We start from the raw sequence: 26,296 nt of genomic DNA, 5'->3' as shown, positions 1-26,296 counted from the left end.
GCGGGCAATCTCCGCGCACCGCGCGAAACACGGTCGTAAGCTCGCAGACATGCAGGTCATCCAGTCCACGAAGCTCGCCAACGTCTGTTACGAAATCCGCGGCCCCGTGCTGGAGGAGGCGATGCGGCTCGAAGCGGCCGGTCAGCGCATCCTCAAGCTCAACACCGGCAACCCTGCCGCGTTCGGGTTCGAGTGCCCGCCCGAGATCCTCGAAGACATCCTGCGCAACCTCTCCGGGGCGCACGGCTACGGCGACGCGAAGGGCCTGCTGTCCGCGCGCCGTGCGGTGATGCAGCACTACCAGACCAAGGGGATCGACCTCGACGTCGAGGACGTCTACCTCGGCAACGGTGTCTCCGAGCTGATCCAGATGTCGATGCAGGCGCTGCTCGACGACGGCGACGAGGTGCTCGTACCCGCTCCGGACTATCCGCTGTGGACCGCCTCGGTCTCGCTGGCGGGCGGGACGGCCGTGCACTACCGCTGCGACGAGCAGTCCGACTGGATGCCCGACCTGGCCGACATCGAGCGGAAGATCACCGACCGCACCAAGGCCATGGTGATCATCAACCCGAACAACCCGACCGGCGCGGTGTACGACGACGAGATGCTGCGCGCGCTGACGGAGATCGCCCGGCGGCACCATCTGATCGTCTGCTCCGACGAGATCTACGACCGGATCCTGTACGACGGCGCCACCCACACGCCGACCGCGGCGATCGCCCCCGATCTGATGGTGCTGACCTTCAACGGTCTCTCCAAGAACTACCGGGTGGCCGGTTACCGCTCCGGCTGGATGGCCGTCTGCGGACCGAAGGCGCACGCCACCTCGTACATCGAGGGACTGACGATCCTCGCCAATATGCGGCTGTGCGCCAACATGCCCTCGCAGCACGCGGTGGCCACCGCGCTCGGCGGACGGCAGTCGATCAACGACCTGGTGCTGCCCGGCGGGCGCATCCTGGAGCAGCGCGACGTGGCGTACGACCTGCTGACGTCGATCCCCGGGGTGACCTGCGTGAAGCCGAAGGGGGCGCTGTATCTCTTCCCCCGGCTCGACCCCAAGGTCTACAAGATCAAGGACGACCGGCAGATGGTGCTCGACTTGCTGCGGGCCGAGAAGATCATGGTCGTGCAGGGTACGGGGTTCAACTGGCCGGAGCCCGACCACTTCCGGGTCGTCACCCTGCCGTCGGTCGAGGACCTGACCGACGCGGTGACCAGGATCGGCAGCTTCCTGGACGGTTACGGTCAGCCGTAGGGCAACTACTGTCGGATCGCGCACAACTTTAGACTGAATCCAAGCTAGGATGGCTTCACAGCAATACGCAGGAGGCCATCCATGTACGAGCCGATCCGCACCAAATCGGTCCACACACCGGCCGACGACGCCGACTTCCCGCACCGCACCCGCGAGGAGGAGCTGGACATCCAGCTCGCCGGGCATCTGGGCGCACTGCTCGCGGTCACCGACGAGCTGGGCCTCGGTGCGGCGGGCGACCGCATCGCCGAGCAGGTGGCCCGGCTGCGCGGTGCGCCGCCCGCCCGGCACGCCGGTCTGACCGACGCGCCCCCTGCCGCACTGCACCGCCGCGCCCACGCCCTCGCGGGCCGCGCGCTGGTGGTGGCCGCCGCCCGCGCCGACACGGCGGCGGCGATCCTCTCCGCGGAGCGCATGGACGCCCACACGGCGGCGCCGGCCCCCGACTCCGCTTCCGCGTCCGACACCACTCCGTCCGACGCCGCCGCCCCCGCCGCCCCGCGGCTGGTCGGGGCCCACTGACGGCCCCGGTCCACGGGCCGTCGAGGCGCGTGGACCGGGTGCCACCCACCGGCGGGAGTGCCGGTCAGCCGGCCTTGCGCACCCGCACGGTCGCCGACGCCGTCGAGCCGCTGTGCAGCGCGTCGCCCGCGTAGCCGACCGTGTACGTCACCTGGCCGTTCGCCCGCGGCAGGTCATTGATCCGGAACGTGCCGTCGGCCGCGACCGCCGCCGACGTCAGGATGCCGGTGCCCTTCTTGTCGGTGCGCTCCACGGACACGGTGATCCCGGCCGGAAGGGCGCGGCCCTGCCCGGTCAGCTTGCCGGTGATCTCCAGGGCCTCACCCTTCACGCCCTCCGCCGGAGTGGTCAGCGCGAGCGTGGTCGGGGCCTTGGCGACGGCCACCGCGAGGGTGATGTCCTGTGCCGGGCGGTGGGTGAGGTCACCGGTGAAGGAGACGGTGTACGTGGCGTCGCCGACGAGCGAGGGCACGTCCAGGACGGTGAACGAGCCGTCCGCGTCGACCTCCACCGCGGCGAGCCTGCGGTCACCGTTCGCGTCACGGCGCACCGCCGACACCTTCACCGGCTCGGTGGAGGCGGGGCCGTCCAGCTCCAACCGCCCCCGGATACCGAGGGGTTCACCGACGACGGCCTGCCCCGGCGCCGTGCTGAGCGCCCCGGTGAAGCGGGAGTCGTGCTGGGCGGCCGGGGGCTGGATCACATGCAGCCAGTACTCGTTGCCGTAGACATTGGTGGTGACCGCGAAGAGGCGCGCGCCGTCCTGCGACCAGCCGAGGCCGCGCGGGGCGATCCGGTCCCCCTCCAGAGCGCCGTCGAAGGCGAACTCCAGCGGCGTCGTACGGTCCGCCGGGTCGGCCGGCTGCACCAGCAGATCGGCCGTGCTCCCGGCGGCGGAGGCACCCCGCGCGATGTACTTGCCGTCGCCGCCGAAGGCGACGGCCGACGCCGTGGCGCCCTGGGGCAGCGGCTGGTACGGAACCGGCGCGTCGGACAGGTCGGCGGCGTCCAGGAGCCGGGTGCCCGCGGCGGCGTCGGCGACCGCGATCCGCTGCCCGTCGGCGGACTGTGCGACGTCCTTCAGGTCCAGCGCGCCCTTGCCCCCGCTGTCGGCGAACCGGCGCTCGGGCCCGCGCACGAGCGTGCTGCCGCTCGCGTCGAACGTGGTCAGGAAGGGGTTGGTGACGCCCGTGGTGCGCGGCTGTCCCATGACGAGGCGGCCGGGTTCCTGCGGGCCGCTCCACAGACGCAGTCGGCCCAGGTCGTTCCAGCCGGTGTTGACGACGCCGCTGCCCTCGGCCATCCAGAGCCGGCTGTTGCGGTTGTCGCAGTCGCTGGTGGCCGCGGCCTCGGTGTACCACTGCCTGCCGCCGGCGAACGCCACGTCGCGCGGGCACTCCACGTGGTAGTTGGCGTACGCCTGGCCGGTGCGGGCCCGGGTCTGGGTGTCGAAGGAGAGGATTCCGGTCGACTGGGAGACGTAGAGCGTGGCGCTGTCCGTGCTGAGCGCCATTCCGGAGGGCGAGGTGTCGGTGGCGAGCGTGCCGACCTTCTCCCCCGCGAAGTCGTACACCTGGACCTGGCCGGCGTTGCGGGAACGGGTGTCGTCGGTGAGGTAGACGCGTTCGTGGACGGAGTCGACGACCATCGCCGAGTACGAGGAGACCGGGAGCTTCGCCACCCGGTCCTCGGCCGCCTGAGCGGCGGGTGCGGCCAGCGCGGTCAGGCCCGCGGTGCCGAGGGTCAGCGCGGTCAGGGTCGCCGCGGTACGTATGCGATGCCGGGACTGCTTCAACTTCGTTCCCCCACAGGCTCGGTAGGCCCCACGTGACGAGCGGGCACCTTGTGAAGAACGAGTCAACAGAAGTGAAGATCCCGTGCGCAAGCATACGGCGATGCTTGGACGTTCCCGGTGAAAAGGGGCGGCCCCCGAGCCCTGAGAGGGCTTCGGGGGCCGTACCGCGGCGGGCTGCTGGACCCCACAGGTCAGGGCGGATGTCGGAAGACCCGGCCGCGGGGGTTCGGGCGCGGGCGCACCTCGGGTGGTGCGCCCGGTGGGCGGCGCCGCGCGGGCGCCGCCCCGGGACGGCGTCAGCCCAGGCGCTCGACCAGCGCGTGGTACTCGTCCCACAGCTCCTTGGGCGTGTGGTCACCGAAGGTGTTGAGGTGATCGGGGACCAACGCGGCCTCCTCGCGCCAGACCTTCTTGTCCACGGTGAGCAGGTAGTCCAGGTCGGACTCGGAGAGGTCCAGGCCCTCGGTGTCCAGGGAGCCCTTGGCGGGCAGGATGCCGATCGGGGACTCGACGCCCTCGGCCCGGCCCTCCAGCCGCTCGACGATCCACTTGAGGACGCGGCTGTTCTCGCCGAAGCCGGGCCACACGAACGTGCCCGCCTCGTTCTTGCGGAACCAGTTCACGTAGTAGATCTTCGGCAGCTTGGCCTGGTCCTTGCCGGCACCGACCTTGACCCAGTGGTTCATGTAGTCGCCCATGTTGTAGCCGCAGAACGGCAGCATGGCGAACGGGTCGCGGCGCAGCTCGCCGACCTTGCCCTCGGCGGCGGCGGTCTTCTCGGAGGCGACGTTGGCCCCGAGGAAGACGCCGTGCTGCCAGTCGAAGGACTCGGTGACCAGCGGCACGGCCGAGGCGCGGCGGCCGCCGAAGAGGATGGCCGAGATCGGCACGCCCTTGGGGTCCTCCCACTCGGGCGCGATGATCGGGCACTGGCCGGCGGGGACGGTGAAGCGGGCGTTGGGGTGCGCGGCGGGCGTGCCGGACTCGGGGGTCCAGTCGTTGCCCTTCCAGTCCGTGAGGTGCGCGGGCGCCTCCTCGGTCATGCCCTCCCACCACACGTCGCCGTCGTCGGTGAGCGCGACGTTGGTGAAGACGGAGTTGCCCCACATGGTCTTCATCGCGTTGGCGTTGGTGTGCTCGCCGGTACCGGGCGCGACGCCGAAGAACCCGGCCTCGGGGTTGATCGCGTAGAGCCGGCCGTCCTCACCGAACCGCATCCAGGCGATGTCGTCGCCGATGGTCTCGACGGTCCAGCCGGGGATCGTCGGCTCCAGCATGGCGAGGTTGGTCTTGCCGCAGGCGCTCGGGAAGGCGGCGGCGACGTACGTGGGGCCCTGGGACTCACCCTTCGGCGGCGTGAGCTTGAGGATCAGCATGTGCTCGGCGAGCCAGCCCTCGTCGCGGGCCATCACGGACGCGATGCGCAGGGCGTAGCACTTCTTGCCGAGCAGGGCGTTGCCGCCGTAGCCGGAGCCGTAGGACCAGATCTCGCGGTCCTCGGGGAAGTGCGAGATGTACTTGGTGGAGTTGCACGGCCACGGAACGTCCTCCTGGCCCTCCTCCAGGGGTGCGCCCAGCGTGTGGACGGCCTTGACGAAGAAGCCGTCGGTGCCGAGCTCGTCCAGGACGGCCTGTCCCATGCGGGTCATGGTGCGCATGGAGACGGCGACGTACGCGGAGTCGGTGATCTCGACGCCGATCGCGGAGAGCGGCGAGCCGACGGGGCCCATGCAGAACGGCACGACGTACATGGTGCGCCCGCGCATGGAGCCGCGGAAGACACCCTGCTCACCGGTGAAGATCTCCCGCATCTCGGCGGGGGCCTTCCAGTGGTTGGTGGGGCCCGCGTCCTTCTCCTGCACGGAGCAGATGAAGGTGCGGTCCTCGACACGGGCGACGTCGCTCGGGTCGGACGCGGCGTAGTACGAGTTCGGGCGCTTGGCCTCGTCGAGTTTCGTGAACGTGCCCTTGGCGACGAGCTCCCCGCACAGGCGCTCGTACTCGGCCTCGGAGCCGTCGCACCAGACCACCCGGTCCGGCTCGGTGAGGGCTGCGATCTCGTCGACCCAGGAGACGAGCTCCCGGTGGTTGGTGGGGACAGTGAGGGGAGCCGCGATGTCGCGCGCCACGATCGCTCCTTGTTGAGGGTGTCTGTTGTCAGTTGCCCCGTGGGGGCCGCGACCCGGATGCTTCGAACCTTTCGATTTCCCCTGGCGCTCATCCGGTGCCGACCGCACTCATTTGATCATCCGACCGATTCGCCCATATGTCCAGGGGGCCGCACACGTGAGCATCGCCACTCATATCCGATACCTACGGTGGCGTAGGTAGCATGCGGATATGACTTCTGCCGCCGCTGCCGCTGCGCCCGAACCCGTCGCACTCGACCCCGTACCGGTGAAACCGCGGATGCGCGGCTGGCTGCACGCCGGGATGTTCCCCGCGGTCCTGATCGCCGGGGTCACCCTGATCGCCCTCACCGACAGCACCCGCGGCCGGATCGCGTGCGCGGTGTACATCGTGAGCGCCTGTCTGCTGTTCGGTGTGAGCGCCATCTACCACCGCGGCACCTGGGGGCCGCGCGGCGAGGCGGTGCTCCGCAGGCTCGACCACGCCAACATCTTTCTGATCATCGCGGGCACCTATACCCCGCTGACCCTGCTCCTCCTCCCGGAGTCCACCGGTCGGCCGCTCCTCTGGGCGGTCTGGGCGGCAGCGGTGGCGGGAATCGCCTTCCGGGTGTTCTGGGTCGGCGCCCCGCGCTGGCTCTACACCCCCTGCTACATCGCGATGGGGTGGGCGGCGGTCTTCTTCCTGCCCGACTTCCTGCGCACCGGTGGAATCGCGGTGCTGGTCCTCGTCGTCGTCGGCGGGCTGCTCTACAGCGCGGGCGGCGTGATCTACGGCATCAAGCGCCCCAACCCGTCACCGCGCTGGTTCGGCTTCCACGAGGTCTTCCACTCGCTGACCCTGGCGGCGTTCGTCGTGCACTACGTCGGCATCTCACTGGTCGCCTACCAGCACGGCTGAGCGGTCCGCCCGCGGGCGGACGACGAAAGGGGCCGGACTCCACCGGAGTTCGGCCCCTTCTCCGTACCCGGTCTCAGCCGCCCAGCTTCCGTGCCAGCCCGGCCGCGTCCGTCGTCGGCGCGTCACAGACGAAATGCCGGCAGACGTACGCGGTCGGCGCCCCGCCCACCTGCGGCCGGTCCACCAGCAGCGGGAACTCCGCACCGGCGTCCGGCCCCTCGCCCGCCGCCACGACCGCACCCGGCGCCCGGCCCAGCAGCGCCGTACGGTGCAGCTCACCGCCGACCGGACCGGCGACGGCCACCTCGCGCGGCCCGTCCAGCAGCGCCTCGGCGACCGCGAGCCCCCAGCCGATGAACCGGGGGGCGCGCGGCGCGAGCGCCTTCACCACCCCCAGGGCACCCTCGGCGGCGGCGCGGTGGGCCTCCGAGCCGGTGTACGCCGCGTAGGAGAGCAGGGCGCCCGCCGCCGCCGTCCAGCCGGCCGGAGTGGCGCTGTCGGTGGGGTCCTGCGGGCGGCGGATCAGCTGCTCGGCGTCGTGCGCGGTGTCGTACAGCTGGCCGCCCTCGCCGGTGAACTGCTCCAGCACGATGTCCAGCAGGAAGCCCGCGAACTCCAGCCAGGCCCCCTCACCGGTGACGGCGGCCAGCGCGAGGAAGCCCTCCGCCACATCGCCGTAGTCCTCCAGCACCCCGGCGTTGGTACCCGCACGGCCGTCCCTGGAGGTCCGCGACAGCCGGGCTGCCTCGCCCAGGTGGACCCGTACGAGCAGATCGGCGGCCTCGGTCGCCCGCTCGATCAGATCGGGCCGCCCGAAGTACGCCCCGGTCTCCGCGAGCGCCGCGACGGCGAGCCCGTTCCAGGCGGCGACCACCTTGTCGTCCCGCCCCGGCCGCACCCGCTCCTCGCGCGCCGACAGCAGCCTGGCCCGTACCTCGGCGACCCGCGCGGGGTCCGCCCCGTCCCCGGCCCTCGGCAGCCGGAGGACGGACGAACCCTCCTCGAAGGTCCCCTCCTCGGTGACGCCGAAGTGCGCGGCGGCGAAGGCGGCATCGCTCTCCCCGAGCACCTCGCGCAGCTGCTCGGGCGTCCACACGTAGAACGCGCCCTCGACATGCCTGCCGCTCGCGTCCACGCTGTCGGCGTCCAGCGCGGAGGCGAAGCCGCCCTCGGCCGTCCGCAGCTCGCTCACCATGAAGTCGGCGGTCTCCAGGGCGATCCGGCGGGCCAGATCCGACCCGGTGGCGCGCCACAGATGGGCGTACACGCGGCACAGCAGCGCGTTGTCGTACAGCATCTTCTCGAAGTGCGGCACCACCCATTCCCGGTCCACGGAGTAGCGGGAGAAACCGCCGCCGAGCTGGTCGTAGATCCCGCCCCGGGCCATCGCCTCGCAGGTGTCGGCGGCCATCTGGAGCGCACCCTCGGCCCCGGTGCGGGCATGGTGCCGCAGCAGGAACTCGATCGCCATGGCCGGCGGGAACTTGGGCGCGCCGCCGAACCCGCCGTGCTTCTCGTCGTACTCGCGGGTCAGCCCGAGCAGCGCCCGCGCCGTGTCCGCCTCGTCCGGCACGCCCTCGCCGCCATGGGCCAGGGAGCGCCCGGCCAGGTCCCGGACGATGCGCGCGGCCACCTCGGCGACCTCCTCGCGCCGGTCGGTCCACGCGGCGCTGACCCCTTCGAGCACCTGCTGGAAGGAGGGCGAGCCATGGCGGGGTTCGGGCGGGAAGTACGTACCGAAGTAGAAGGGTTCGGCGTCCGGGGTGAGGAAGACGGTCATCGGCCACCCGCCCTGTCCGGTCGCCGCCTGCACCGCCTCCATGTAGACGGCGTCGACGTCGGGCCGTTCCTCCCGGTCGACCTTCACCGGCACGAAGTGCTCATTCAGATAGGCCGCCACGGTCTCGTCCTCGAACGACTCGTGCGCCATCACATGACACCAGTGAACTAGCAGAAGCATAAGTGGCAGGACGCATAGCCCACACTCAAGAGAATGGGCACGTCCCGCCGCTCAGCTTCTGTCATCGCCTCCTCACCCCATGGCCACCAATCCACCGGATTGGAGGCGTGCTGGAGCAGATAAGGAGACTGGGAGTCAGCCAGTCGATTCATACCGGCATCGTCGCACGACCGGGCGGGCCCGTGATGCCCATCCCTGCCGCAAAACGCCGCATCGCCGCAGGACATGGGGAGACCGCGCGAGGAGACACGGGCGTGGATGTCGCCGCGACCGGGCGGCCGGGGCCCACCCGCGGGCTCCGCGGGAGGGCCCCGGAGCGCTGGTCGGCGGCGCTGTACCGGCCGGAATCCGGAGCGTTAGGGTTCTCGCATGAGCAGACGGGTCCCGACGCTGGAGGATGTCGCGCGGGAGGCGGGGGTGTCCCGGGCGACGGTCTCGCGCGTCGTCAACGGGGTACGCAATGTGGACCCCGACATCCAGGACCTGGTCCGCCACGCCATCGCCCGGACGGGATACGCCCCCAACCGCGCGGCCAGGTCCCTGGTCACCCGGCGGACCGGCACCGTCGCGCTCGTCGTCTCCGGCGCGGGGGACGAGTTCGCCGCCCGGGTGTTCGCCGATCCGTTCTTCGGCCGGGTCGTCAGCGGCGTCGTGGGCTACCTGCGCGCACACGGAACCCATCCCGTGCTGATGTTCGCCGAATCGGCGCAGGCCCGGCGGCAGGCGGTCGACTATCTGCGGCACGGCAACGCCGACGGTGCGCTGGTCGTCTCGATCCAGGCCGCCGACCCGCTGACCGAGATGCTCGTCGACGCCCGGATTCCCTCCGTCCTCTTCGCCCGGCCGGGCCGGCCCCAGCCGCTCAGCCATGTCGACGTGGACCACTACGCCGGAGCCCGGCTGGCCGCCGAGCACCTGCTGGCAAGGGGCTGCCGTCGCATCGCCACGCTCTGCGCCCCGCAGGACCTGCCGGCGGCCCGGGACCGGCTCGACGGCTTCCGTGACGCGCTGGTCCGCGCGGGCCACGGCCTCCCCCCGGTCGTCGAGGGCGCGTTCACCCTCGACAGCGGCGCGCTGGCGATGGCCCGGCTGCTGGACGAACACCCGGGCCTCGACGGCGTGTTCGCGGCCAACGACCTGATGGCCCAGGGCGCCTGCCAGGTGCTGCGCGAGCGGGGCAGGCGGATACCGGACGATGTGGCGGTCGTCGGCTTCGACGACTCCAGCATCGCCATGACCTGCCGGCCGCCTCTGACCACCGTGCGCCAGCCGGTCGAGAGGATGGCCGCGACGATGGCCCGGCTGCTGGACGAGCACGTCCGGGGCAGCCGCTCCGAACCGGTCCACGAGATCTTCGAACCGGAGCTGGTCGTACGCGAGTCGGCGTGATCCCGTGGCCGTGAGGAAGCGGGGACCCCGGCCCGAGCCCGGCCCCGACCCCGGCCCGGCCCCGGCCCGGGACGGGGTTGCCGGGAGCCGGGGCACGGCGCACGGGTCAGGCGCCCGCCTGCCGGTGTTCCCGGATGATCTCGGCGTACCGCAGGCCACTGGTCTTGATCGTGCGGGTCTGTGTCGGGTAGTCGACGTGGACGAGGCCGAAGCGCGGGTCGTAGCCGTAGGCCCATTCGAAGTTGTCGAGCAGGGACCAGGCGTAGTAGCCGGCCAGTGGCGCCCCCTTGCGGACGGCCCGCGCGCAGGCGGCCAGGTGCTGCTCCAGGTAGCGGGTCCGCTCGGGGTCGTGGACGGCGCCGTCGGAGCCCCGGACGTCCGGGAAGGCCGAGCCGTTCTCGGTGACGTAGAGCCGGCGGACGCCGTAGTCGTCGGTGAGGCGCATCAGCAGCGCCTCCAGGCCGTCGGCCTCGATCTGCCAGTCCAGCGCGGTGCGCTCCACGTCGGGCAGGCGCACTTCCCGGGCGTGCGGGACGGGCCCGGTGGGGTCGTCGGTGACGGTGACGGGGAAGTAGTAGTTGAGGCCGTGCCAGTCGAGGGGCGCGGCGATCGTCTCCAGGTCCCCGGGGCGCTCGGGCAGTTCGACCCCGTACAGCTCACGCATGTCGGCGGGGAAGCCGCGGCCGTACACGGGGTCCAGCCACCAGCGGTTGGTGTGACCGTCCATCCGGGTGGCCGCCGCGATGTCCTCGGAGCGGGTGGAGGCCGCGGCCACGGTGGAGTGGTTGGTGACCAGGCCGATCTGCGCGCCGGGGGCCGCCGCCCGGATCGCCTGCGTGGCGAGGCCGTGGCCGAGCAGCAGGTGGTAGGAGGCGCGGACGGCTGCCGTGAGATCGGTCAGGCCCGGCGCCATCCGGCCTTCGAGGTGGCCTATCCAGGCGGAGCAGAGCGGCTCGTTCAGGGTGGCCCACCGGGTGACCCGGTCGCCGAGGCGCTCGGCCACGACGGAGGCGTACGCGGCGAAGTGCTCGGCGGTGTCGCGTTCCGTCCAGCCGCCCCGGTCCTGGAGGGCCTGGGGAAGGTCCCAGTGGTAGGCGGTGACGGTCGGGGTGATGCCGGCGTCGAGCAGCCCGTCGATGAGCCGGTCGTAGAAGTCGAGGCCGGGTGCGTTGACCGGTCCGTCGCCGCCGGGGAGGACGCGCGGCCAGGCGAGGGACAGCCGGTAGGTGTCGGTGCCCAGCCGCTTCATCAGGGAGACGTCCTCGGGCCACCGGTGGTAGTGGTCGCACGCCTCGTCGCCGTTCTCCCCGTTGTCGATCTTTCCCGGGGTGTGGGAGAACGTGTCCCAGATGGAGGGGGAGCGGCCGTCCGCCGTGACGGCTCCCTCGATCTGGTACGCGGAGGTGGCGGTGCCCCAGGCGAAGTCGCGGGGGAAGGCGGCAAGGTCGATGGGTTCGGACACGGAGAACCTCTCGGGAACGGGTCGGCCGGACGACGGTCCGGACAGGAGGGCTCGGGCGGAGGAGGGCGGGCGGGGCCGCCGGAGCGCCGGGGCTACTTGACGGCACCGGCGGTCAGGCCGGTGACGAGGTAGCGCTGGAGGAGGAGGAATCCGGCGACCACGGGCACGCTCACGACGAGGGAGGCGGCCATGATCTGGTTCCAGTACACGTCGTTCTGGGTGGAGTAGCCCTGGAGGCCGACGGCGAGCGTCCGCGTGGTGTCGTTGGTCATGACGGAGGCGAAGAGGACCTCGCCCCAGGCGGTCATGAACGCATAGACGGCGACGGCGACGATGCCGGGGATCGCGGCGGGCACGATGACCCGGAAGAGCGCTCCGAGCGGCCCGCATCCGTCGACCTTGGCCGCCTCGTCGAGGTCCCGCGGCACCGAGTCGAAGTACCCGATGAGCATCCAGATCGAGAACGGCAGCGAGAAGGTGAGGTAGGTGATGATGAGCCCGGCCCGTGAACCGAAGAGCTCGATACCGGTGACGTTGCCGATGTTGACGTAGATGAGGAAGAGCGGCAGCAGGAAGAGGATGCCGGGGAACATCTGCGTCGACAGCACGGTCACGGTGAAGAGCCGTTTGCCGCGGAAGTTGTAGCGGCTGACGGCGTACGCCGCGAAGACGGCGATGACCACGGAGCAGACCGTCGCGGTGCCCGCCACGATCAGCGAGTTCACGAAGTAGTCGGCGAGCGGGACGGTCTTCCAGATGTCGAAGTAGGGGCGCACGGTGATCCCCGAGGGAATCCACTGGAACTTCCCCGAGACGTCCTGGAGCGGCTTGAGCGAGCTGGAGACCATCACGTACACCGGCAGCAGCACGAACCCGGTGAGCAGGGTCAGGAAGATCCGCCGGCTCCACAGGAACGACCGCGGTGGTGCCATGGGAGAGCGGGGCCGCTGCTGGGAGTGGCTAGACATCGGTGGCCTTCCTTCCCCGTGAGGTGAGCAGGAGGTAGATCCCCGTGACCACCAGCAGGAACAGCAGCAGCAGGACCGACATGGCGGAGCCCGTGCCGAAGTTCCAGGTCTGGAACGAGGACTGGTAGATGTGGATGGAGATCAGGTCCGCCTGCTCCGGGGCCGCCTTGCCGAACAGCACGAACGGTGTGTTGAAGTCGTTGAAGGTCCACAGGAACAGGACCAGCACGAGGACCTGGTTGACCGGCCGCAGCGACGGCAGGGTGATGCGGCGGATCTGCTGCCATACGCCCGCCCCGTCCAGGGCGGCGGCCTCGTAGATCTCGCGGGGGATGTTCTGCAGCCCGGCCATCATGATCAGGAAGGCGAACGGCCAGCCCTTCCACAGCGATACGACGAGCAGGGTGACGAAGCTGTTCTCGCCGATCAGCCAGAAGGGCGGGCTGTCGGTGAGTCCGAGCTGGTCGTGCAGGACGTGGTTGATCAGGCCGTTGTCCCGCTGGAACATGAACGCCCAGGTGATGACCGCGGCGTAGACGGGCAGCGCGTACGGGACGAGGAACACGGTGCGCAGGAATCCCCGGCCGCGGAAGCTCTCCTGCATGAAGATCGCGGCGGCGGTGCCGAGCAGCCAGCACAGGCCGACCGAGAGCACCGTGAACAGGCAGGTGGTGAAGAACGACTTCAGCAGCGCCTCACCGACCGGGGCGTCGAAGTCGACCGAGAGCGCGTAGTTGTCCAGGCCCGTCCAGGGAGCGGAGGTCCAGTCCCGGATGTAGAACTGTGTGAGCTGCTTGAAGCTGACGACGACGCCGATCACCATCGGCAGCAGGTGGACGAGGATCTCCAGGAACAGCGCGGGAAACAGCAGCAGGTAGGGCAGGCCGATGCGGCGCAGCCGCCCGGGGCGGCGCCTGCGGGGCGCCGCTCCGGGGTGGTCCTTCGGTGCTGTCCGCCCGCCCGGGGTACTGGGGGCAGCGGTGGTGGTCATGGTGGTGTCCGCACTCACTTCTTGGGCATCTGCTGCTGGGCCTTGTCGAGCTTCGCCCTGACCGACGCCTCGGTCACCGGCTTTCCGGCGGCGGCTTCGGCGAACAGTTCCTTGACCGCGGTGCCCACGACGGTTTCGAACTGCGACTCCTCCGGGACCTGCGGGAGGGCGGCGGCGCTGGTGGAGAGGGTTTCCCTGAGGACCGCGAGCGCCGGGCTGTTGAACGCGGGGTCCTCCTGCGCGGCCTTGACCGGCGGGATCGAGCCGTAGGCCTTGTTGAGGATCTTCTGCTCCTGCTCACCGGTCATGAACTTCACGAACTTCAGGGCGCCGTCGGTGTTCTTGGTGTTCCTGAAGACGGCCATGTTGATGCCGGCCACCATGGAGTTGGTGCTGACGCCCTGGCCCGGCTTGCCGGACTGCACCGGGGCGGGTGCCACGCCCCACTCGTCCTCGTTCATGCCCTGGGACTTGAAGGTGGCGGAGGCGGTCTGCCACAGCACCATCGCGGTCTTGTCGGTGGCGAAGTCGCTGAGGGACTGGTTCTGCGCGTACTCGGCGTTGCCCGGTGCGACGATCCTGGCCTTGGCCATCAGGTCGACGTACTGCTTGACGGCGGCGACGGCTCCGTCCGAGGTGAAGTCCGCCTTGCCGTCGGGGGTGAAGAAGTCCGCGCCGTGCTGCTTGCCGAGGACGAAGACCTGGTGGATGTTGTTGGAGAGGTTCGACCCCTCGGCCCCCAGGGCCCACTTGCCGTTCTTGGACAGCTTCTTGCCGGTCTCGGTCATCTCGGCCCAGGTCGCGGGGGGCTGGGTGACACCCGCGTCCTTGAACATCTTCTTGTTGTAGTAGAGCGCGTACGCCATGGAGTAGAGCGGTACGGCCGCGGGGTCCTGGCCCTCGACCCCGGTCGAGCCGAGCGCCGACTCGACGAAGCGGTCCTTGCCGCCGATCCGGTCGAAGTTCTTCGCGTCCCAGGGCAGCAGGGCCCCGCCGGCCTGGAGGGAGGCGCTCCAGGTGTTGCCGATGTTGAGGACGTCCGGACCCTGGCCGGACGTCGTCGCGGTGAGGATGCGGTTCAGCAGGTCGGCCCAGGGCACCACCTCCAGCTTCACCTTGATGCCGGTCTCCTTCTCGAACTTGTCGAGCTCCGGCTGGAGGACCTTCTTGTCGACCTCGATGCTGGCGCCCTGGTTGGAGGCCCAGTACGTGAGGGTCTTGGGCTGCTCGTTGGATCCGCCCGCACCGGACGATCCGCCGCCGCAGGCAGCCGCGGTGAGTACGAGCGAGAGGGTGACGGCACCGACGGCCGCGGCTCGGCTTCTGCGCATGACTCCAGGGGGCCTTTCGGGAAAGTGGCGGAAGGGCCGGGGTGGTTGGGCCGGAACGAACGCCCGCGTTCGGATCCCGCAGCCCCCACGGCTTAATTTAGGATGTGAGTTAAACCTCAAGCGAAGGTCGCGTCAAGAGGCCGGACCCCTGTAGGTTGCGAGTAGGACTTCGACGAGGGGGCAGAGTGAGAGAGCGCAGCGGCCGTACCGTGCGTGACCTGCGGCGGGAAAACCGCACCGCTGTTCTGCAACAGTTGTATTTCGACGGGCCGCTGAGCCGCTTCTCACTCGGACCCGCCACCGGCCTCAGCTCGGGCTCGGTCAGCAACGTGGTCGCGGAACTGGTCGCCGAAGGACTCGTCGAGGAGGCCGGGAGCGTCGACTCCGGTGGCGGGCGACCGCGCATCCTCGTGCGCATCCGCCCCCACTGCGGATACATGATCGGGGTCGACGTCGGCGAGACCCGGGTCCGCATCGAACTCTTCGACCTCGCCCTCACCGAGCTCGCGCGGGTCGAGAAACCGCTCACGGGCGGCCCCTTGAACCGGTACGACGTCGACGTCGTCGTCGGCCACCTCCTCGAAGGCATCGCGGAGGTCCTGGACCGGGCGGACCTCGCCCCGGAGCGGCTGCTCGGGGTCGGCATCGGGGTGCCGGGCATCGTCGCCCGGACACCCGAGGACGGCGCCGTGGTGCACGGCCAGACCATCGGCTGGGACGCCGTGCCGCTGGAACGGCTGCTGCGCGAGTCCGGGCTGCTGCCCGAGACCGTGCCGTACTACATCGACAACGGCGCCAAGACGCTCGGCCAGGCCGAGATGTGGTTCGGCGCCGGACGCGGTGCGCGGAGCGCCGTGGTGGTGCTGTTCGGCTCCGGCGTCGGCGCCTGTGTGGTCACCGACTCCCTGCGCCCCGGCCGGGCCGTGGAGTGGGGCCATCTGACGGTACGGGTACGGGGGCGGCGCTGTCGTTGCGGCGCCCAGGGCTGCCTGGAGGCGTACGCGGGGGCGGAGGCGCTGCTGCAGCGGTGGGCGGAAGCGGGCGGACGGCCCCCCGGCGGCGCGGACGAGGAGACGGCGCTGACCGCCATGCTCGCCGCCGCCTATCCCGCCGCCGGCGACGACGGCACGGTGCCCGAGGCCGACACGACGGCACTGGCCGTCCTGGAGGAGACCGCGGAGTACCTCGGCGCGGGCTTCTCCGACCTCATCAACCTGTTCCAGCCCGAGCGGATTCTCGTCGGCGGCTGGGCGGGTCTCCAGCTCGGCGCGCGCTTCCTGGAATCCGTGCGGGCCTACGCCACCTCGTACGCCCTGTCCTACCCGGCCGCCCATGTGCACATCGGCCTCGGCACGCTGGGCCCGGACGCGGTCACGGTGGGCGGGGCGATCCTGCCGCTGGACGACTTCTTCGCACGCGGCGGCCGGCCGCGCGAGGCCGGCCCGGAGGAGCCCGCCCCCGCCTGGCAGGCGACCCTCCAGCAGCGGGCGGCGAACTGAGCGGGCGAAGGCCCGGCCGCCCCTCGGGAAAGCGGCGGCCGGGCCGGTGGGAGTCCTCCGGGATCAGGGCAGCCGGTACTCCTCGTCCAGTACCGCGCCCTCCTCGGGACGGTTCTGGTCGTAGCCGCGCGGGTCGCACTGGAGGCCGCCCACGACGCAGTGGTCGACCATGGCCTTGAGGGTGCGCTCCTCCCAGGCGTTGAAGAAGTCGTAGTGGAAGGAGTAGCCGCGGCCGCTGGCCAGTCTGACCTGCGACATGTCACCGTCGGCCGGGAAGGCCATCTTGAACTCCACCATCGGCAGGGCCACCGGATGGCTGGCGGGGCACACGTTGTCGTTCGTGCCCGCCTTGACCAGCGGATAGGCCATGTGGCTCTGGTGATCGGGTGTGTCCAGGTGCAGACCGTTCCAGCAACTCGGCGCCTGCATACGCAGGTTGAGCTGCGATCCGGCGGGGCAGTTCGACGGGAAGTCGATGTTCTTGAAGCTCTCCCCGCACTCCCAGCCCTCGACCCAGCCGGGGTGGTCGCGGAACTCCTGCGCGCTCTGCATCGGGTTGCCGACCACGAACCGCAGCCCCTTGGGGAAGGGCCGCACGCTGGTGTAGTCGGTCACGCCGGCCTTGTAGTAGATGACCTGCGGACCGATGGGCAGGATCTTCTTCTCGCCCTTGAACAGGGACGGCATCCAGTACGCGGACGCGTCGCCGGGAGCCTTGCACGTGGTACCGCCACCGTAGAGCGAGTCGGTGGTGCTGCTCGCGTTCGTCGAGGTGTTCCCCATGAACGTGTGGTCGTGGGACTTGCCCGGCTGGCCCGGGAACACGATCGGGTCGTCCGGCGCGGTGTGCGTGACGGAACAGTTGGCCTGGAACTCGTGGAAGTAGCGCGGTTCCGGGTTCGCCTCGGACGGGGTCACCCCCGTCACCTGCGGCACGGCCGGTATGTACCCGTCCCCGTCGGCGTCGTCACCCGAGGCCCGGGTGGACGGCGCCATGGTGTGCCCGGCGTGGGCCGCCGCGGCCGCGCTCACCCCGGCGCCCCTGCCCGCCCGGTCGGCGGCGTCCGGGTCGGCGGCACTGGCCATCGTGCCGAAGCCCAGGACTCCGGCGACGAGGGCGGTACCGAGCAACAGTGCGGGAAGCCGTTTTCTGCGTGATCTCATGGTTCTCCTGCCTTTTCGGTGGGGGTGGTGCGGGTCGGTGCCGGCCGGTGCGGCCGTGATCAGCTGTAGACGCCGAACTCGTGCAGGGAGTAACCCCAGCCGGTGCCGCGGGCCTTCAGCTGGAGGCGCACATGGCGTGCTGTCCCGGCGACATCGAGGGTGTCGATGTCCCCGTTGCCCGTGGTGGTGGTGTGGACGGTGCGCCAGGTGGTGCCGTCGTTCGAGACCTGGACCTCGTACGACGTGGCGTAGGCGGCGTTCCAGACCAGCTGGAGCTTGCGGAAGGCCGTGGGGGCTCCGAGGTCGACCTGGATCCACTGCGGATCGCTCCAGTCGCTCGCCCAGCGCGTCTCGGGCTTTCCGTCCGTCGCGTTGGCCGCCGGGCACGGGCAGTCGCCGTACGAGGCCTGGGCGGACGAGGCGGTGGCCGGCTTGTTCAGTGCGACGTTGGTACCGTCGACGGGCGGTGCGACGACCTTGACCGACTTGGTCTCGATACCGGCGTTGCCGTGCCCGTCCTCGGCCTGGATGTACACCTTCCACACGCCGAGCTTCTCCGGCGCCGTGACGGCGAACGTGCCGTCGCCCGTGGAACGCCACCGGGCCTCGACGAGTCGCTTGTCGCCGTTGGCGTAGTTGCCGCTCAGGAAGATCTTGGACGTGATCCGGTCGCCGTCCGGGTCGGTGATACCCGCACGCACGGTGAACTCACCGCCCGCCGGGGCCGCCGAGGCCGGGGTGACCGTCATGTCCCGGATCACCGGCGGGGTGTTGTCGCCGGCCGTCGATCCCCCGTACGCCTTCTTGACGGCGTAGTACGACAGCCGCTTCAGCCCGTCCGGCAGCAGATTGAACCAGACACCGCCGAAGTCGTGCTCGGTCCCGTAGTGGAAGAGGGTGGCGCCCAGGGCCACGCCCTGGTGACCGGTGACGCAGTTCCACGCCTCGGTGTACCCCTCGGCCTTCTGTACGTCGGTCTGCTCGTCGGGCACACCGTTGGCGTCGTCGGGCACCTCCCACTCACCGGCCGGGCCGCCCTCGGTGATCAGGTAGGGCTTGGTGTAGCCCCCGTCGATCCAGTCCTGCCGCACCCCGCAGATGTCCCCGTAGGAGTTCATCGAGTACAGATCGAGGTCGGGGGCATTGCGCTTGTAGTACGGCCAGGCGCCGGTCCAGGCGTCGGTCGAGGTGACGGGGTGGTCCGGGTCGATGCCGTGGATCTTCTTCGCCACGTCGTTGACGAAGCTCGTGTACGCGTTGCGCTGCGCCTCCAGCTCCGTACCGCTGTAACAGTTCTGGAGCCCGAGCACCGACTCGTTGCCGACGTTCCACATCAGGGTGGCGGGGTGGCTCCTGTAGGCGTCCACCCACTTCGCGAACTCGGTGAGCATGCTGTTCTTGTACGTCGTGTCGGTGACGTAGTTGACGCAGCCGCCCGATCCGGGGCCGCCGCCGGGCTGGAGCCAGAAACCGTTGACGACGCGGAGACCGTTGGCCGCCGCGCTGTCCAGCAGCGGCTTGGTGGAGGCGTCGGTGCCCCAGGTACGGATCGTGTTGACGCCCATCGACGCGACGTCGGGCAGGTACTTCGGGGCGTCCGCGACGGACGGCCCCCAGGTGAGCCCCTTGACCGTGTACGGGCGTCCGTCCACGGTGAGCTGCCAGTTTCCCTGTGAACCGGCCACGCGTACGGCGCCGCCGGCGGCGGGCGGGGGGCCGCCGTCGCCGTAGACCTGGAACTCCCACAGCGAGTAGCCGTATCCGCCGGAGCGTGCGACGCCCTGCATCCGCACATAGCGGCCGGAGCCGGAGAGCGCGACCTCGTCCGTGCCGCCGTCGCTGCCGGTGACGGCCTTCACGGTGCGCCAGTCGGTCCCGTTGTCGGACGCCTGGATCTCGTAGTTCTTCGCGTAGGCCGCCTCCCAGGTCAGTACGGCGCGGCTGAGACCGCCGCTCCGGCCGAGGTCGACCTGGATCCATTCGTTGTCGTTGCGCGCGCTGGACCAGCGGGTGCCGGTCGTATCGCCGTCGAAGGCGGCCTTCGCGGCGAAGGCTTCGCCCTCCGAGGAGGAAGCGGTGGCCTGCTTGCCCTGCGACAGCAGGGCTTCGGCGGCCTGGGCCGGGGGCGCGGCGGCGAAGCCGAGCGAGGAGGCCGCGAGGGCGCCGAGCGCGAGCAGGGACACACCGACACGGCGGCGGACCGAGGTGGTCCGTGAGGAGGGTGGAAGAAGTGGCGGCGGTGCGGTGCTCGATGACCGTGACGGCTGCGACGGCTGCGACGGCTGTGGGGATCGTGAGGGGGGTCTGGACACGTCTGCTCCTGGCGGTTTCGGTGCCGGACGGGGGCCGGGGGCGCTCTCCCGGAAACCCGGCCCCGTCGGCATGGAGGGCCTGTCGGCACACCCGTGGGGGGCGGCCGTCCTGGTGACGCACCAAAGGGTGCTCCCCCTCCGGTCCGGACGGCGGGGATCGGTCCGGCCGGAGGGGGGTTCGGGCCGGCCGCCGTCAGCTGGACCGGCGGCCGGAGCTGCGGGAGGTCAGGGGTAGGAGACGACCGTGGAGGGAACCGTCGCGGTCCCCGAGGTGGGGGAACCCGTGTCGTTGATGACGTGGTCGTAGTGGCCGTTGCCGCCGAGCGAGACCGTCAGCAGGCTGTGGAACTTCACGCCGGGCTTCACCGGGGCCTTGAAGCCGTGGTCCTGACGGATGGTCGGGTCGACGTTGTAGTTGCAGTAGCTGCCCATGCCCCACCCCTCGTGGGTGTTGACCGAGTCGTCGACCCGGTAGGCCGCGTAGCCCTTGGTGCCGCCGTTCTGGATGGCGGCCTGGTCGGGGGCGTCGTACGCCTTCTCGTTCTGGTAGAAGATCGTCCGGCCGCGCTCGCCGTACCACTCGACGTCGTACTTGTTGAAGTGCTCGACGAACAGGCCGGTGGCCAGGACGTCGTCACCGTTGACACGGACGCCGTAGTCGGCCCGGTTGGTCTCCCAGCCGACGCCCTCGCCGTGGTCCGCGCGCCACACCCAGGTGTGGTCGACGATCACGTCGTCGCTGTTGACGACCATGCTGGTGGTGGCCTTTCCGGCGCCCGCCCCGCCGACCCGGATGTATACGTCCTGGACGGTGGTGGGGTTGGCCGCGTGGTCGGTGGAGGAGCCGCTCCCGCCGATCTCCAGCAGCGTCGGGGAGTTGACCGGTCCGGCGTCGATGAGGAAGCCCGCGAGCTTCACTCCGTCCACGTCGGCGACCTTCATCGCGGTCACGCCGTTGTCGGGGATGACCGTGGCGAGACCGAGACCGAGCACGACGGTGTCGGCCCGGTTCACGTTGATGGTCCGGTCGACGTGGTAGATGCCCGGAGTGAAGAGCAGGTTCAGGCCCTGCGCCAGGGCGGCGTTGATGGTCGTGGCGGTGGCGCCGGGCTTGACCACGTAGAACTGGCTCAGCGGGATCGACCGGCCCTGCGGCGTGCCGTTGGCCCAGGTGGTGCCCCGTGCGTTGGTCCGCTTGGCGGGGGTGAACACCTTGTACTCATTGCCGTCCAGGTACAGGAACGGCTTCTCACGGGAGATCGGCGTCGTGTCCAGCGTCGTGTAACGCGGCTCGGGGAAACCGTTCGCCGGAGCGCCCTCGACGCCGGAGAACGTCATGTTCCAGACGCCGTTGGTCCAGCCGCCGATCGTGCTGTCCCGGGTGTACCACTGCTGCTGCGAGTACGGTCCGACGGTGCCGTCGATCTTGCTGTCGGCGATGTAGCCGCCGCTGGCCCAGCCGTATCCGTCGGGAGCGAGGTTGAGCCCGCCCTTGACGTGCATCCGCCGGAAGGAGGCGGCCTGGGAGACGGCCCACCGGTTGGTGCCGTTGACCGGCTTGAGCGCCAGGTTCTCCGCCGACCGCCAGAAGTTCTGGGTGGCGTTGCCGTTGAACCACCCGGCGTCGACGGTCACATCACCGTTGAAGGTGGTGTCGTCCGGCTTCAGGCCGAGCCCGGCGATCGAGGTGTAGAAGCCGATCTGGGCGTTGAGGTTGCTGTACGTGCCCGGTTTGAAGAGGAACGCGTGCCTTCCGCTGCCGAACTGGGCCGACTCCTGCTCCTTGAAGACCTGGTCGAGCTTGGCCTGGATGCCGGGTGTGGACGGGTCCATGATGTGCACGTTCGGGCCGAGGTCGCCTCCGCCCTCGATGGGCGGTCCGGAGGAGTCGGCGGCCCCGAAGACCTTGAACTCCCAGAGTGAGTAGCCGTATCCGGTGGCACGGGCGGTGCCGAACAGCCGGACGTAGCGCGCCGTGCCCGAGATGTCGAGGGTCTCGACGCCGCCCGCGCCGGTGGTCGTCGAGTAGGCCGTCGACCAGTCGGTGCCGTTGCCCGACAGCTCGATGCGGTATCCCTTCGCGTAGGCGGCCTCCCAGTGCAGTTCGACCTTCCCGATCGCGGCGGGGGAACCGAGGTCCACCTGGATCCACTGCGGGTCGGAGCTGCCGCTGGACCAGCGGGTGCCGTTGTCGCCGTCGACGGCTCCGGTGGCGGGGGTGCCGTAGTTCTCCTGGCTGGAGGCCGTCACCGGCTTGCCCCGCGAGAGGAGTGCGGGCGCCGCCTGGGCCGTGACGGCGGGGGTGAGCGCCAGGAGGGCTGCGACCAGGGTGCCGACGACGGCGCCGGCGACGCCTCGCCGGGCGGTCCTCCTGGAGCTCCACGGACTCTTCGTGCTCCACGGGTCCTGCGGTGGCGATGCGGCCACGGGTCTGCCAACTACGGCCATGAAGGGGCTCCTTGAAACGAAACCGAAACGGGAGAGCGCTCTCCGGAACCTTGCCCGCCGCCGCGTGCACGGTCAATATCTCCGACCGGACTTTTCTTTCGTCTTTCATTAAGACGGGAGGTACGGGCGGGCCCGGTGCGTACGACACCTCCCGGCCGAGTGCGATCGCCCTTCGGGGCCCGGTGCGCTCGACACCCCCGGCCGAGTGCGCATCGCCCTTCGGGGGCCGGTCGCACCGCACCACGGCCGCGGGGCGGGGGCGAACCGATGGACCTCACCGGGCCCGCGCAGGACACTTGGCGCGACAGGCCGGGACTCTCGGAGGGGGACACACATGCGGGACAGCCATCGGGCGGAAGCCGAACGGCTGTTGGTGCGCGCCGTGGAGGAGGAGGCCCGGCGCGCCGGCGGGCGGGCGGACTCCGGTGCGCTGATGGCGCGGGCGCGCACCGCGCTCGACACCATGGCGGCGAGCGCGGGCGAGGAGTACGCCGCGTACACGCGGGCGCTCGAAGCGGCGGAGGCGGAACGACCGCCGCTGTCGCAGCGGTTCAGCAGGGCCACACTCGGAACACCTCTGCTGGTGACGGGAGTCGCCGCCACCGCGGCGTTCGGGGCGGACCTGGCGCTGGGCACGGCGACCGGACTCGCCCTCGGCGCGGGCGCCGTCGTCGCGGTGGCCGGGGCCGCCGCGACCGTGGCCAGGGTGACCACGTCCCACCGGCCCGCCGCCCGCTCCGGGGCCGGTGCGCCTGACCGGCCCGGCGGCCCCGAACAGCTGCGGCTCGACTGGCTGGCGGCGCTGGAGATACGGGGCATCCGCCCGTACCTCGACCAGCAGCGGTGGATGCACGCCGCCACCGCCACCGCCCGCGTCCACCACAGATCCGCCCGCCGCCCGGAGGGGAGCGGCACCGCCCCGGCCGGAGGGGGACTGCGCGGCCGGGACCGCAGCGCGGCCGCCCGTCAGCGTGCGCTCCTGGAGCAGTCCTTCGGCCATCTGCCCGCCGCCGAGGGCCCGTTCGCCGGACGCCGCGCCGAGCTGGCCCGGATCGCCCAGTGGGTGCACGCGGCGCGTGCGTCGGCGGAGACCAGGCCGACCGTCGTCGTCCTGCACGGCGAGCCGGGCGCCGGGCGCACCACCCTCGCGGTACGCGCCGCGCACGCGCTCAAGGACCAGTTCCGGGGTGCATGCGTCGTCGACCTGCGCGGCGATGTCGCCGGGGAGAGTCCGCTGCCCACCCGCGACGCGCTGCTGCACCTGCTCAACCGGCTGGGCGCACCCCGCGAGCAGCTGCTGTTCCGGGACGGGTCCTCCGCCGGCCGGGCGGTACCGGGCGCCGGGGAGCCGGGCGCCGGAGAGCGCGGCACCGGGGAGCAGGGAGCCGGGGAGCCGGGCGCGATCGACCAGCAGTTGCGGCGGCTCGGCGTGCTGTACCGCCAGCACCTCACCGGGATGCCCGTGACGATCATCCTGGACGACGCGACCGACGCCGGTCAGGTCCGCACGCTGATCCCCGAGCGCTCCGACAGCCTGGTGCTCGTCACCGCCCGCGAACCCCTGGACCTGCCCGCGGACACCCCCGCCTGGGTGCACCAGCTGCCGGTCGGCGGGCTCGACGCGGCGGGCGCCGAGGAGCTGCTGCGCGAGAGCGCCCAGGACGAGGAGGCCGGGCCGTACGACTACCCGTCCACCGACGCCGTCGTCGAGCTGTGCGGCGGGCTGCCGCTGGCGCTGCGGGTCGCGGGCTCCGCCCTCGGCTCGCGCACCCGCGCCGCGCTCGCCTCCGACTTGGCCGCCGACCCGGGCGCGCGGGGTCCGGCGGGGCCGGTGGAGCGGGCCCTGCGGCTGCGCTACGACGATCAGTCCGAGCAGGCCAGGCGGCTGCTGCGGCGGCTCGCGCTGGCCGGGCGCGCGAGCCTCGGCGCGGCAGCGGCGGCGGCGCTGCTCGCCGCCGACGAGCAGGAGGCGGGGCGGCTGCTGACCGCACTGACGCGGGCCGGGCTGCTGACCCATGTACGCGGTTCGCGCTACCGGCTGCACGATCTCGTCCGGGCCTTCGCCCTGGCCCGGCTGCTGGACGAGGAGGAGCCGGCCGAGCGCACCGCCGCGCAGGAACGGCTCCTGACGAACTACGCGGAGCTCGCCGACGCCGTGATCCGGATGGTCGACGGCAAGATGTCCACCCGTGCCGGGCAGTTCGGCCCGCACGGCTTCACCTCCCTGGACGCGGCCCTGCGCTGGCTGGACGAGGAGTCGAGTTTCATCACCTCGGCGCTGCGGCACGCGGAGGGGGTGGACCAGGGGGCCGTGCTCCATCTGCTGGGCGCGCTGTGCGACTACTGCCTGCTGCGCGGTGACCTCTACCGGCTGGGTGAGATCAGCGAGCTGACCCAGGCCGTCGACAAGGGTCTGCTGGAGCGGTCCGTCCAGTGGCGCACCGGCATCGCGGCCCGGCAGCTCGGCGAGCTGGACAAGGCCCGCACCACGCTCTCCTCGGTCGTCGGCCTCTACCGTGAGGCGCACCACGACGCCGGGGCGGCGCTGGCGCTGTGCTCGCTCGGGATCACGCTGCACCATCAGGGCAACCTCACGGAAGCCTCCGTACGGCTGCGCGAGGCGCTCGCCCTCCAGTCCTCCGACGAGCAGGCCGAGGACCGTGCCTGGACCCTGCACGCGCTGGCCGCCGTCGAACGCGACCGGGCCAATCTGTCCGAGGCACTGACGCTGCTGGACACCGCACTGGCGCTGCACCGGGAGGGCGAGTCCCTGCACGGCGAGGCGTGGACGCGGTTCCAGCTGGGCCAGGTCCGGCTGCGGACCGGCGAGGTGGGCGCGGCCGAGGAGGCTCTGAACACCGCGCTGGAGCTGTACGGACGCACCAGGGACGAGCGGGGCGAGGCCTGGGCCCTGACCCAGCTGGCCCGTGCCCGGCTGCTGGACGGCGACCCGGTCCGCGCGGTGGAGGAGCTGCGCGGCGCGCTGGCCCGCCACCGGGACAACGAGGACGCGCGTGGCGAGGCGTGGACGCGGTACTACCTGGGCCAGGCACTGGAGGAGGACGGCGACACCGATCAGGCGGTACGGGAGCTGGAGCGGGCGCGCACGATGTTCTCCCGGATGCGGGACGTGTACGGGCTGGCGTGCGCCAGGCACCACTCGGGCCGGGTCACCCGGGACCAGGGGGCGGCCCGGACCGGGAACCTGCGCAACTCCGGCTTCGCCCGTCAGCTCCTGATGGACTCACGGGCGGACTTCCGGCGCATCGGGGTGGCGCACGGGGAGGCGTGGACCTGCCTGGAGCTGACTCTGGTGGACGCGGGCAACGGCCGGGCGGCCCAGGCGCTGGAGCTGTGCGGCGAGGCGGTCGGGCTGTTCGCCTCGTACGGGGACGAACGCGGCGGCGACTGGGCCCGCTTCCTGCGCTGCACGCTGCTGCCGTACGCCTCCCCGGGCGGCAGCGAGGTGGGTACGGCGGTGGCCCAGCAGGAACTGGCGGACCTGATCGCCGCCGGGCACCCCGCGCGTGACAGCAAGCTGGCGGATTGCGCACGGGCGTACGCGGGTGTGCTGGACCGGGGCGTCGACCTGGACGAGGGCTGGCAGGCGTGGCGCCTGGGCCTGACGCCGGACCGCGACGCGCGGGAGCTCATGGGGGTCCGGGTGACGGCGGAGCCGTAGGAAGGGCGCCACGGCGGCCGGGCGGCACGGGACCGGCGCGTTGGCCGGTCACCGGCCGTTCAGGTGGTCGGGCCCGTCCGGAAGCCGGGACACCGGCTTCCGGACGGGTACGACCGGCCGGCCCGGCCGACGAGCAGGGCCGACGACCGGGGCCGATGATCCGGCCGACGGGCCCGGCCGGTGATCCGGGCCGGCCGGTGACCGGCTCCAGGAGCGCTTGCGCGCGGTCCGTGTGTGCGGGCTACTTCCGCGGCGCCGCCGCGGCCTTCTCCCCCGCCTCGTCCGGAACGGCGTCCGGATCCGGTGCCTCGACGAAGTCGACCTTGCCCATGTGCCGGTTCATCGACTTCATCAGCAGCCACACGCCGACGGCGAGCGCCGCGAAGACGAGAAAGCCGAGAACGCCGGGAGTCACCTTGTTCTTGTCGAGCTCATCGGCGGCGAGCGGGACGAGGTGCGTCAGTGCCTGAGTCGCGTACATA

General features: G+C 71.2%; 16 protein-coding genes and 1 pseudogene. 6 read left to right on the top strand and 11 right to left on the bottom strand.

Features of this window, described 5'->3' with window-relative positions:
* Positions 1–49: 49 nt before the first annotated feature.
* Together OG251_RS25730 and OG251_RS25725 are read left to right on the top strand one after the other, a co-directional pair.
* Positions 50–1,261: a pyridoxal phosphate-dependent aminotransferase gene (locus OG251_RS25730; RefSeq protein ID WP_326679345.1), complete on the top strand. Its 1,212-nt coding sequence runs from the start codon at positions 50–52 to the stop codon at positions 1,259–1,261.
* 81 nt (positions 1,262–1,342) lie between these two features.
* Positions 1,343–1,783 (top strand): SCO4983 family protein, encoded by a 441-nt coding sequence (locus OG251_RS25725; protein ID WP_326679344.1) that lies wholly within the window; start codon positions 1,343–1,345, stop codon positions 1,781–1,783.
* 64 nt (positions 1,784–1,847) lie between these two features.
* Here OG251_RS25725 and OG251_RS25720 read toward each other — a convergent pair whose 3' ends face one another.
* Both OG251_RS25720 and OG251_RS25715 read right to left on the bottom strand, forming a co-directional pair.
* Positions 1,848–3,578: an Ig-like domain repeat protein gene (locus tag OG251_RS25720; protein ID WP_326679343.1), complete on the bottom strand. Its 1,731-nt coding sequence runs from the start codon at positions 3,576–3,578 to the stop codon at positions 1,848–1,850.
* A 296-nt stretch (positions 3,579–3,874) separates the two neighbouring features.
* A complete protein-coding gene (locus OG251_RS25715; RefSeq protein ID WP_326679342.1) occupies positions 3,875–5,707 on the bottom strand; it encodes a phosphoenolpyruvate carboxykinase (GTP) in 1,833 nt (610 codons plus the stop codon).
* Positions 5,708–5,918: 211 nt separating this feature from the next.
* Between OG251_RS25715 and trhA the strand changes: the two genes are divergently transcribed.
* Positions 5,919–6,608, top strand: a complete 690-nt coding sequence (trhA, locus tag OG251_RS25710) for a PAQR family membrane homeostasis protein TrhA (protein ID WP_326679341.1) — start codon at positions 5,919–5,921, stop codon at positions 6,606–6,608.
* Between the two features lie 73 nt (positions 6,609–6,681).
* On the opposite strand, the pseudogene OG251_RS25705 reads toward trhA, so the two are convergent.
* Positions 6,682–8,720 (bottom strand): annotated as a pseudogene (locus OG251_RS25705) (thioredoxin domain-containing protein).
* Between the two features lie 217 nt (positions 8,721–8,937).
* Here OG251_RS25705 and OG251_RS25700 point away from each other — a divergent pair.
* Positions 8,938–9,957 carry a LacI family DNA-binding transcriptional regulator gene (locus tag OG251_RS25700; RefSeq protein WP_326679340.1) on the top strand — a complete coding sequence of 340 codons (1,020 nt, stop codon included), beginning with the start codon at positions 8,938–8,940 and terminating at the stop codon, positions 9,955–9,957.
* A 106-nt stretch (positions 9,958–10,063) separates the two neighbouring features.
* On the opposite strand, the gene OG251_RS25695 is transcribed toward OG251_RS25700, so the two are convergent.
* The 4 genes from OG251_RS25695 to OG251_RS25680 all read right to left on the bottom strand — a co-directional run bounded on the left by OG251_RS25695 (position 10,064) and on the right by OG251_RS25680 (position 14,709).
* Complete coding sequence (locus OG251_RS25695) at positions 10,064–11,419, bottom strand: GH1 family beta-glucosidase (protein WP_326679339.1); 1,356 nt, start codon at positions 11,417–11,419, stop codon at positions 10,064–10,066.
* A gap of 92 nt (positions 11,420–11,511) precedes the next feature.
* Complete coding sequence (locus tag OG251_RS25690; protein WP_326681420.1) at positions 11,512–12,351, bottom strand: carbohydrate ABC transporter permease; 840 nt, start codon at positions 12,349–12,351, stop codon at positions 11,512–11,514.
* 28 nt (positions 12,352–12,379) lie between these two features.
* Complete coding sequence (locus tag OG251_RS25685; protein WP_326679338.1) at positions 12,380–13,378, bottom strand: carbohydrate ABC transporter permease; 999 nt, start codon at positions 13,376–13,378, stop codon at positions 12,380–12,382.
* A gap of 14 nt (positions 13,379–13,392) precedes the next feature.
* The gene (locus tag OG251_RS25680; RefSeq protein ID WP_326679337.1) at positions 13,393–14,709 is read right to left on the bottom strand and encodes an extracellular solute-binding protein; all 1,317 of its coding nucleotides are present in this window, start codon (positions 14,707–14,709) and stop codon (positions 13,393–13,395) included.
* 185 nt (positions 14,710–14,894) lie between these two features.
* Between OG251_RS25680 and OG251_RS25675 the strand changes: the two genes are divergently transcribed.
* Entirely contained in the window at positions 14,895–16,208 is a 1,314-nt protein-coding gene (locus OG251_RS25675) for an ROK family transcriptional regulator (RefSeq protein WP_326679336.1), read from the top strand.
* 63 nt (positions 16,209–16,271) lie between these two features.
* Here the strand turns inward: OG251_RS25675 and OG251_RS25670 are convergent, their stop codons facing one another.
* The 3 genes from OG251_RS25670 to OG251_RS25660 form a co-directional block, all read right to left on the bottom strand.
* On the bottom strand, positions 16,272–17,372 hold the full coding sequence (locus OG251_RS25670; RefSeq protein WP_326679335.1) for a DUF1996 domain-containing protein: 1,101 nt from the start codon (positions 17,370–17,372) through the stop codon (positions 16,272–16,274).
* A 59-nt stretch (positions 17,373–17,431) separates the two neighbouring features.
* Positions 17,432–19,756, bottom strand: a complete 2,325-nt coding sequence (locus OG251_RS25665; protein ID WP_442818378.1) for a discoidin domain-containing protein — start codon at positions 19,754–19,756, stop codon at positions 17,432–17,434.
* 153 nt (positions 19,757–19,909) lie between these two features.
* Positions 19,910–22,132, bottom strand: coding sequence for a discoidin domain-containing protein (locus OG251_RS25660; RefSeq protein WP_326679333.1), 2,223 nt, complete (start codon positions 22,130–22,132; stop codon positions 19,910–19,912).
* 334 nt (positions 22,133–22,466) lie between these two features.
* Between OG251_RS25660 and OG251_RS25655 the strand changes: the two genes are divergently transcribed.
* Complete coding sequence (locus tag OG251_RS25655) at positions 22,467–25,814, top strand: tetratricopeptide repeat protein (protein WP_326679332.1); 3,348 nt, start codon at positions 22,467–22,469, stop codon at positions 25,812–25,814.
* A gap of 241 nt (positions 25,815–26,055) precedes the next feature.
* Here OG251_RS25655 and OG251_RS25650 read toward each other — a convergent pair whose 3' ends face one another.
* Positions 26,056–26,295: a hypothetical protein gene (locus OG251_RS25650; protein ID WP_326679330.1), complete on the bottom strand. Its 240-nt coding sequence runs from the start codon at positions 26,293–26,295 to the stop codon at positions 26,056–26,058.
* Position 26,296: the final 1 nt, after the last annotated feature.

Origin of the sequence: Streptomyces sp. NBC_01237, assembly GCF_035917275.1 — a bacterium.
Taxonomy (GTDB): domain Bacteria; phylum Actinomycetota; class Actinomycetes; order Streptomycetales; family Streptomycetaceae; genus Streptomyces.
The sequence above is the reverse complement of the archived record's forward strand: the minus strand, read 5'-3'. Positions and strand labels throughout refer to the sequence as shown.

What these genes read in the sequence shown, in the direction of transcription:
- OG251_RS25730 (WP_326679345.1), top strand. Translation starts at nt 50, where the DNA reads ATGCAGGTCATCCAGTCCACGAAGCTCGCCAACGTCTGTTACGAAATC.
- OG251_RS25725 (WP_326679344.1), top strand. Translation starts at nt 1,343, where the DNA reads ATGTACGAGCCGATCCGCACCAAATCGGTCCACACACCGGCCGACGAC.
- trhA (WP_326679341.1), top strand. Translation starts at nt 5,919, where the DNA reads ATGACTTCTGCCGCCGCTGCCGCTGCGCCCGAACCCGTCGCACTCGAC.
- OG251_RS25700 (WP_326679340.1), top strand. Translation starts at nt 8,938, where the DNA reads ATGAGCAGACGGGTCCCGACGCTGGAGGATGTCGCGCGGGAGGCGGGG.
- OG251_RS25690 (WP_326681420.1), bottom strand. Translation starts at nt 12,351, where the DNA reads ATGGCACCACCGCGGTCGTTCCTGTGGAGCCGGCGGATCTTCCTGACC.
- OG251_RS25685 (WP_326679338.1), bottom strand. Translation starts at nt 13,378, where the DNA reads ATGACCACCACCGCTGCCCCCAGTACCCCGGGCGGGCGGACAGCACCG.
- OG251_RS25680 (WP_326679337.1), bottom strand. Translation starts at nt 14,709, where the DNA reads ATGCGCAGAAGCCGAGCCGCGGCCGTCGGTGCCGTCACCCTCTCGCTC.
- OG251_RS25670 (WP_326679335.1), bottom strand. Translation starts at nt 17,372, where the DNA reads ATGAGATCACGCAGAAAACGGCTTCCCGCACTGTTGCTCGGTACCGCC.
- OG251_RS25665 (WP_442818378.1), bottom strand. Translation starts at nt 19,756, where the DNA reads ATGCCGACGGGGCCGGGTTTCCGGGAGAGCGCCCCCGGCCCCCGTCCG.
- OG251_RS25660 (WP_326679333.1), bottom strand. Translation starts at nt 22,132, where the DNA reads ATGGCCGTAGTTGGCAGACCCGTGGCCGCATCGCCACCGCAGGACCCG.
- OG251_RS25655 (WP_326679332.1), top strand. Translation starts at nt 22,467, where the DNA reads ATGCGGGACAGCCATCGGGCGGAAGCCGAACGGCTGTTGGTGCGCGCC.
- OG251_RS25650 (WP_326679330.1), bottom strand. Translation starts at nt 26,295, where the DNA reads ATGTACGCGACTCAGGCACTGACGCACCTCGTCCCGCTCGCCGCCGAT.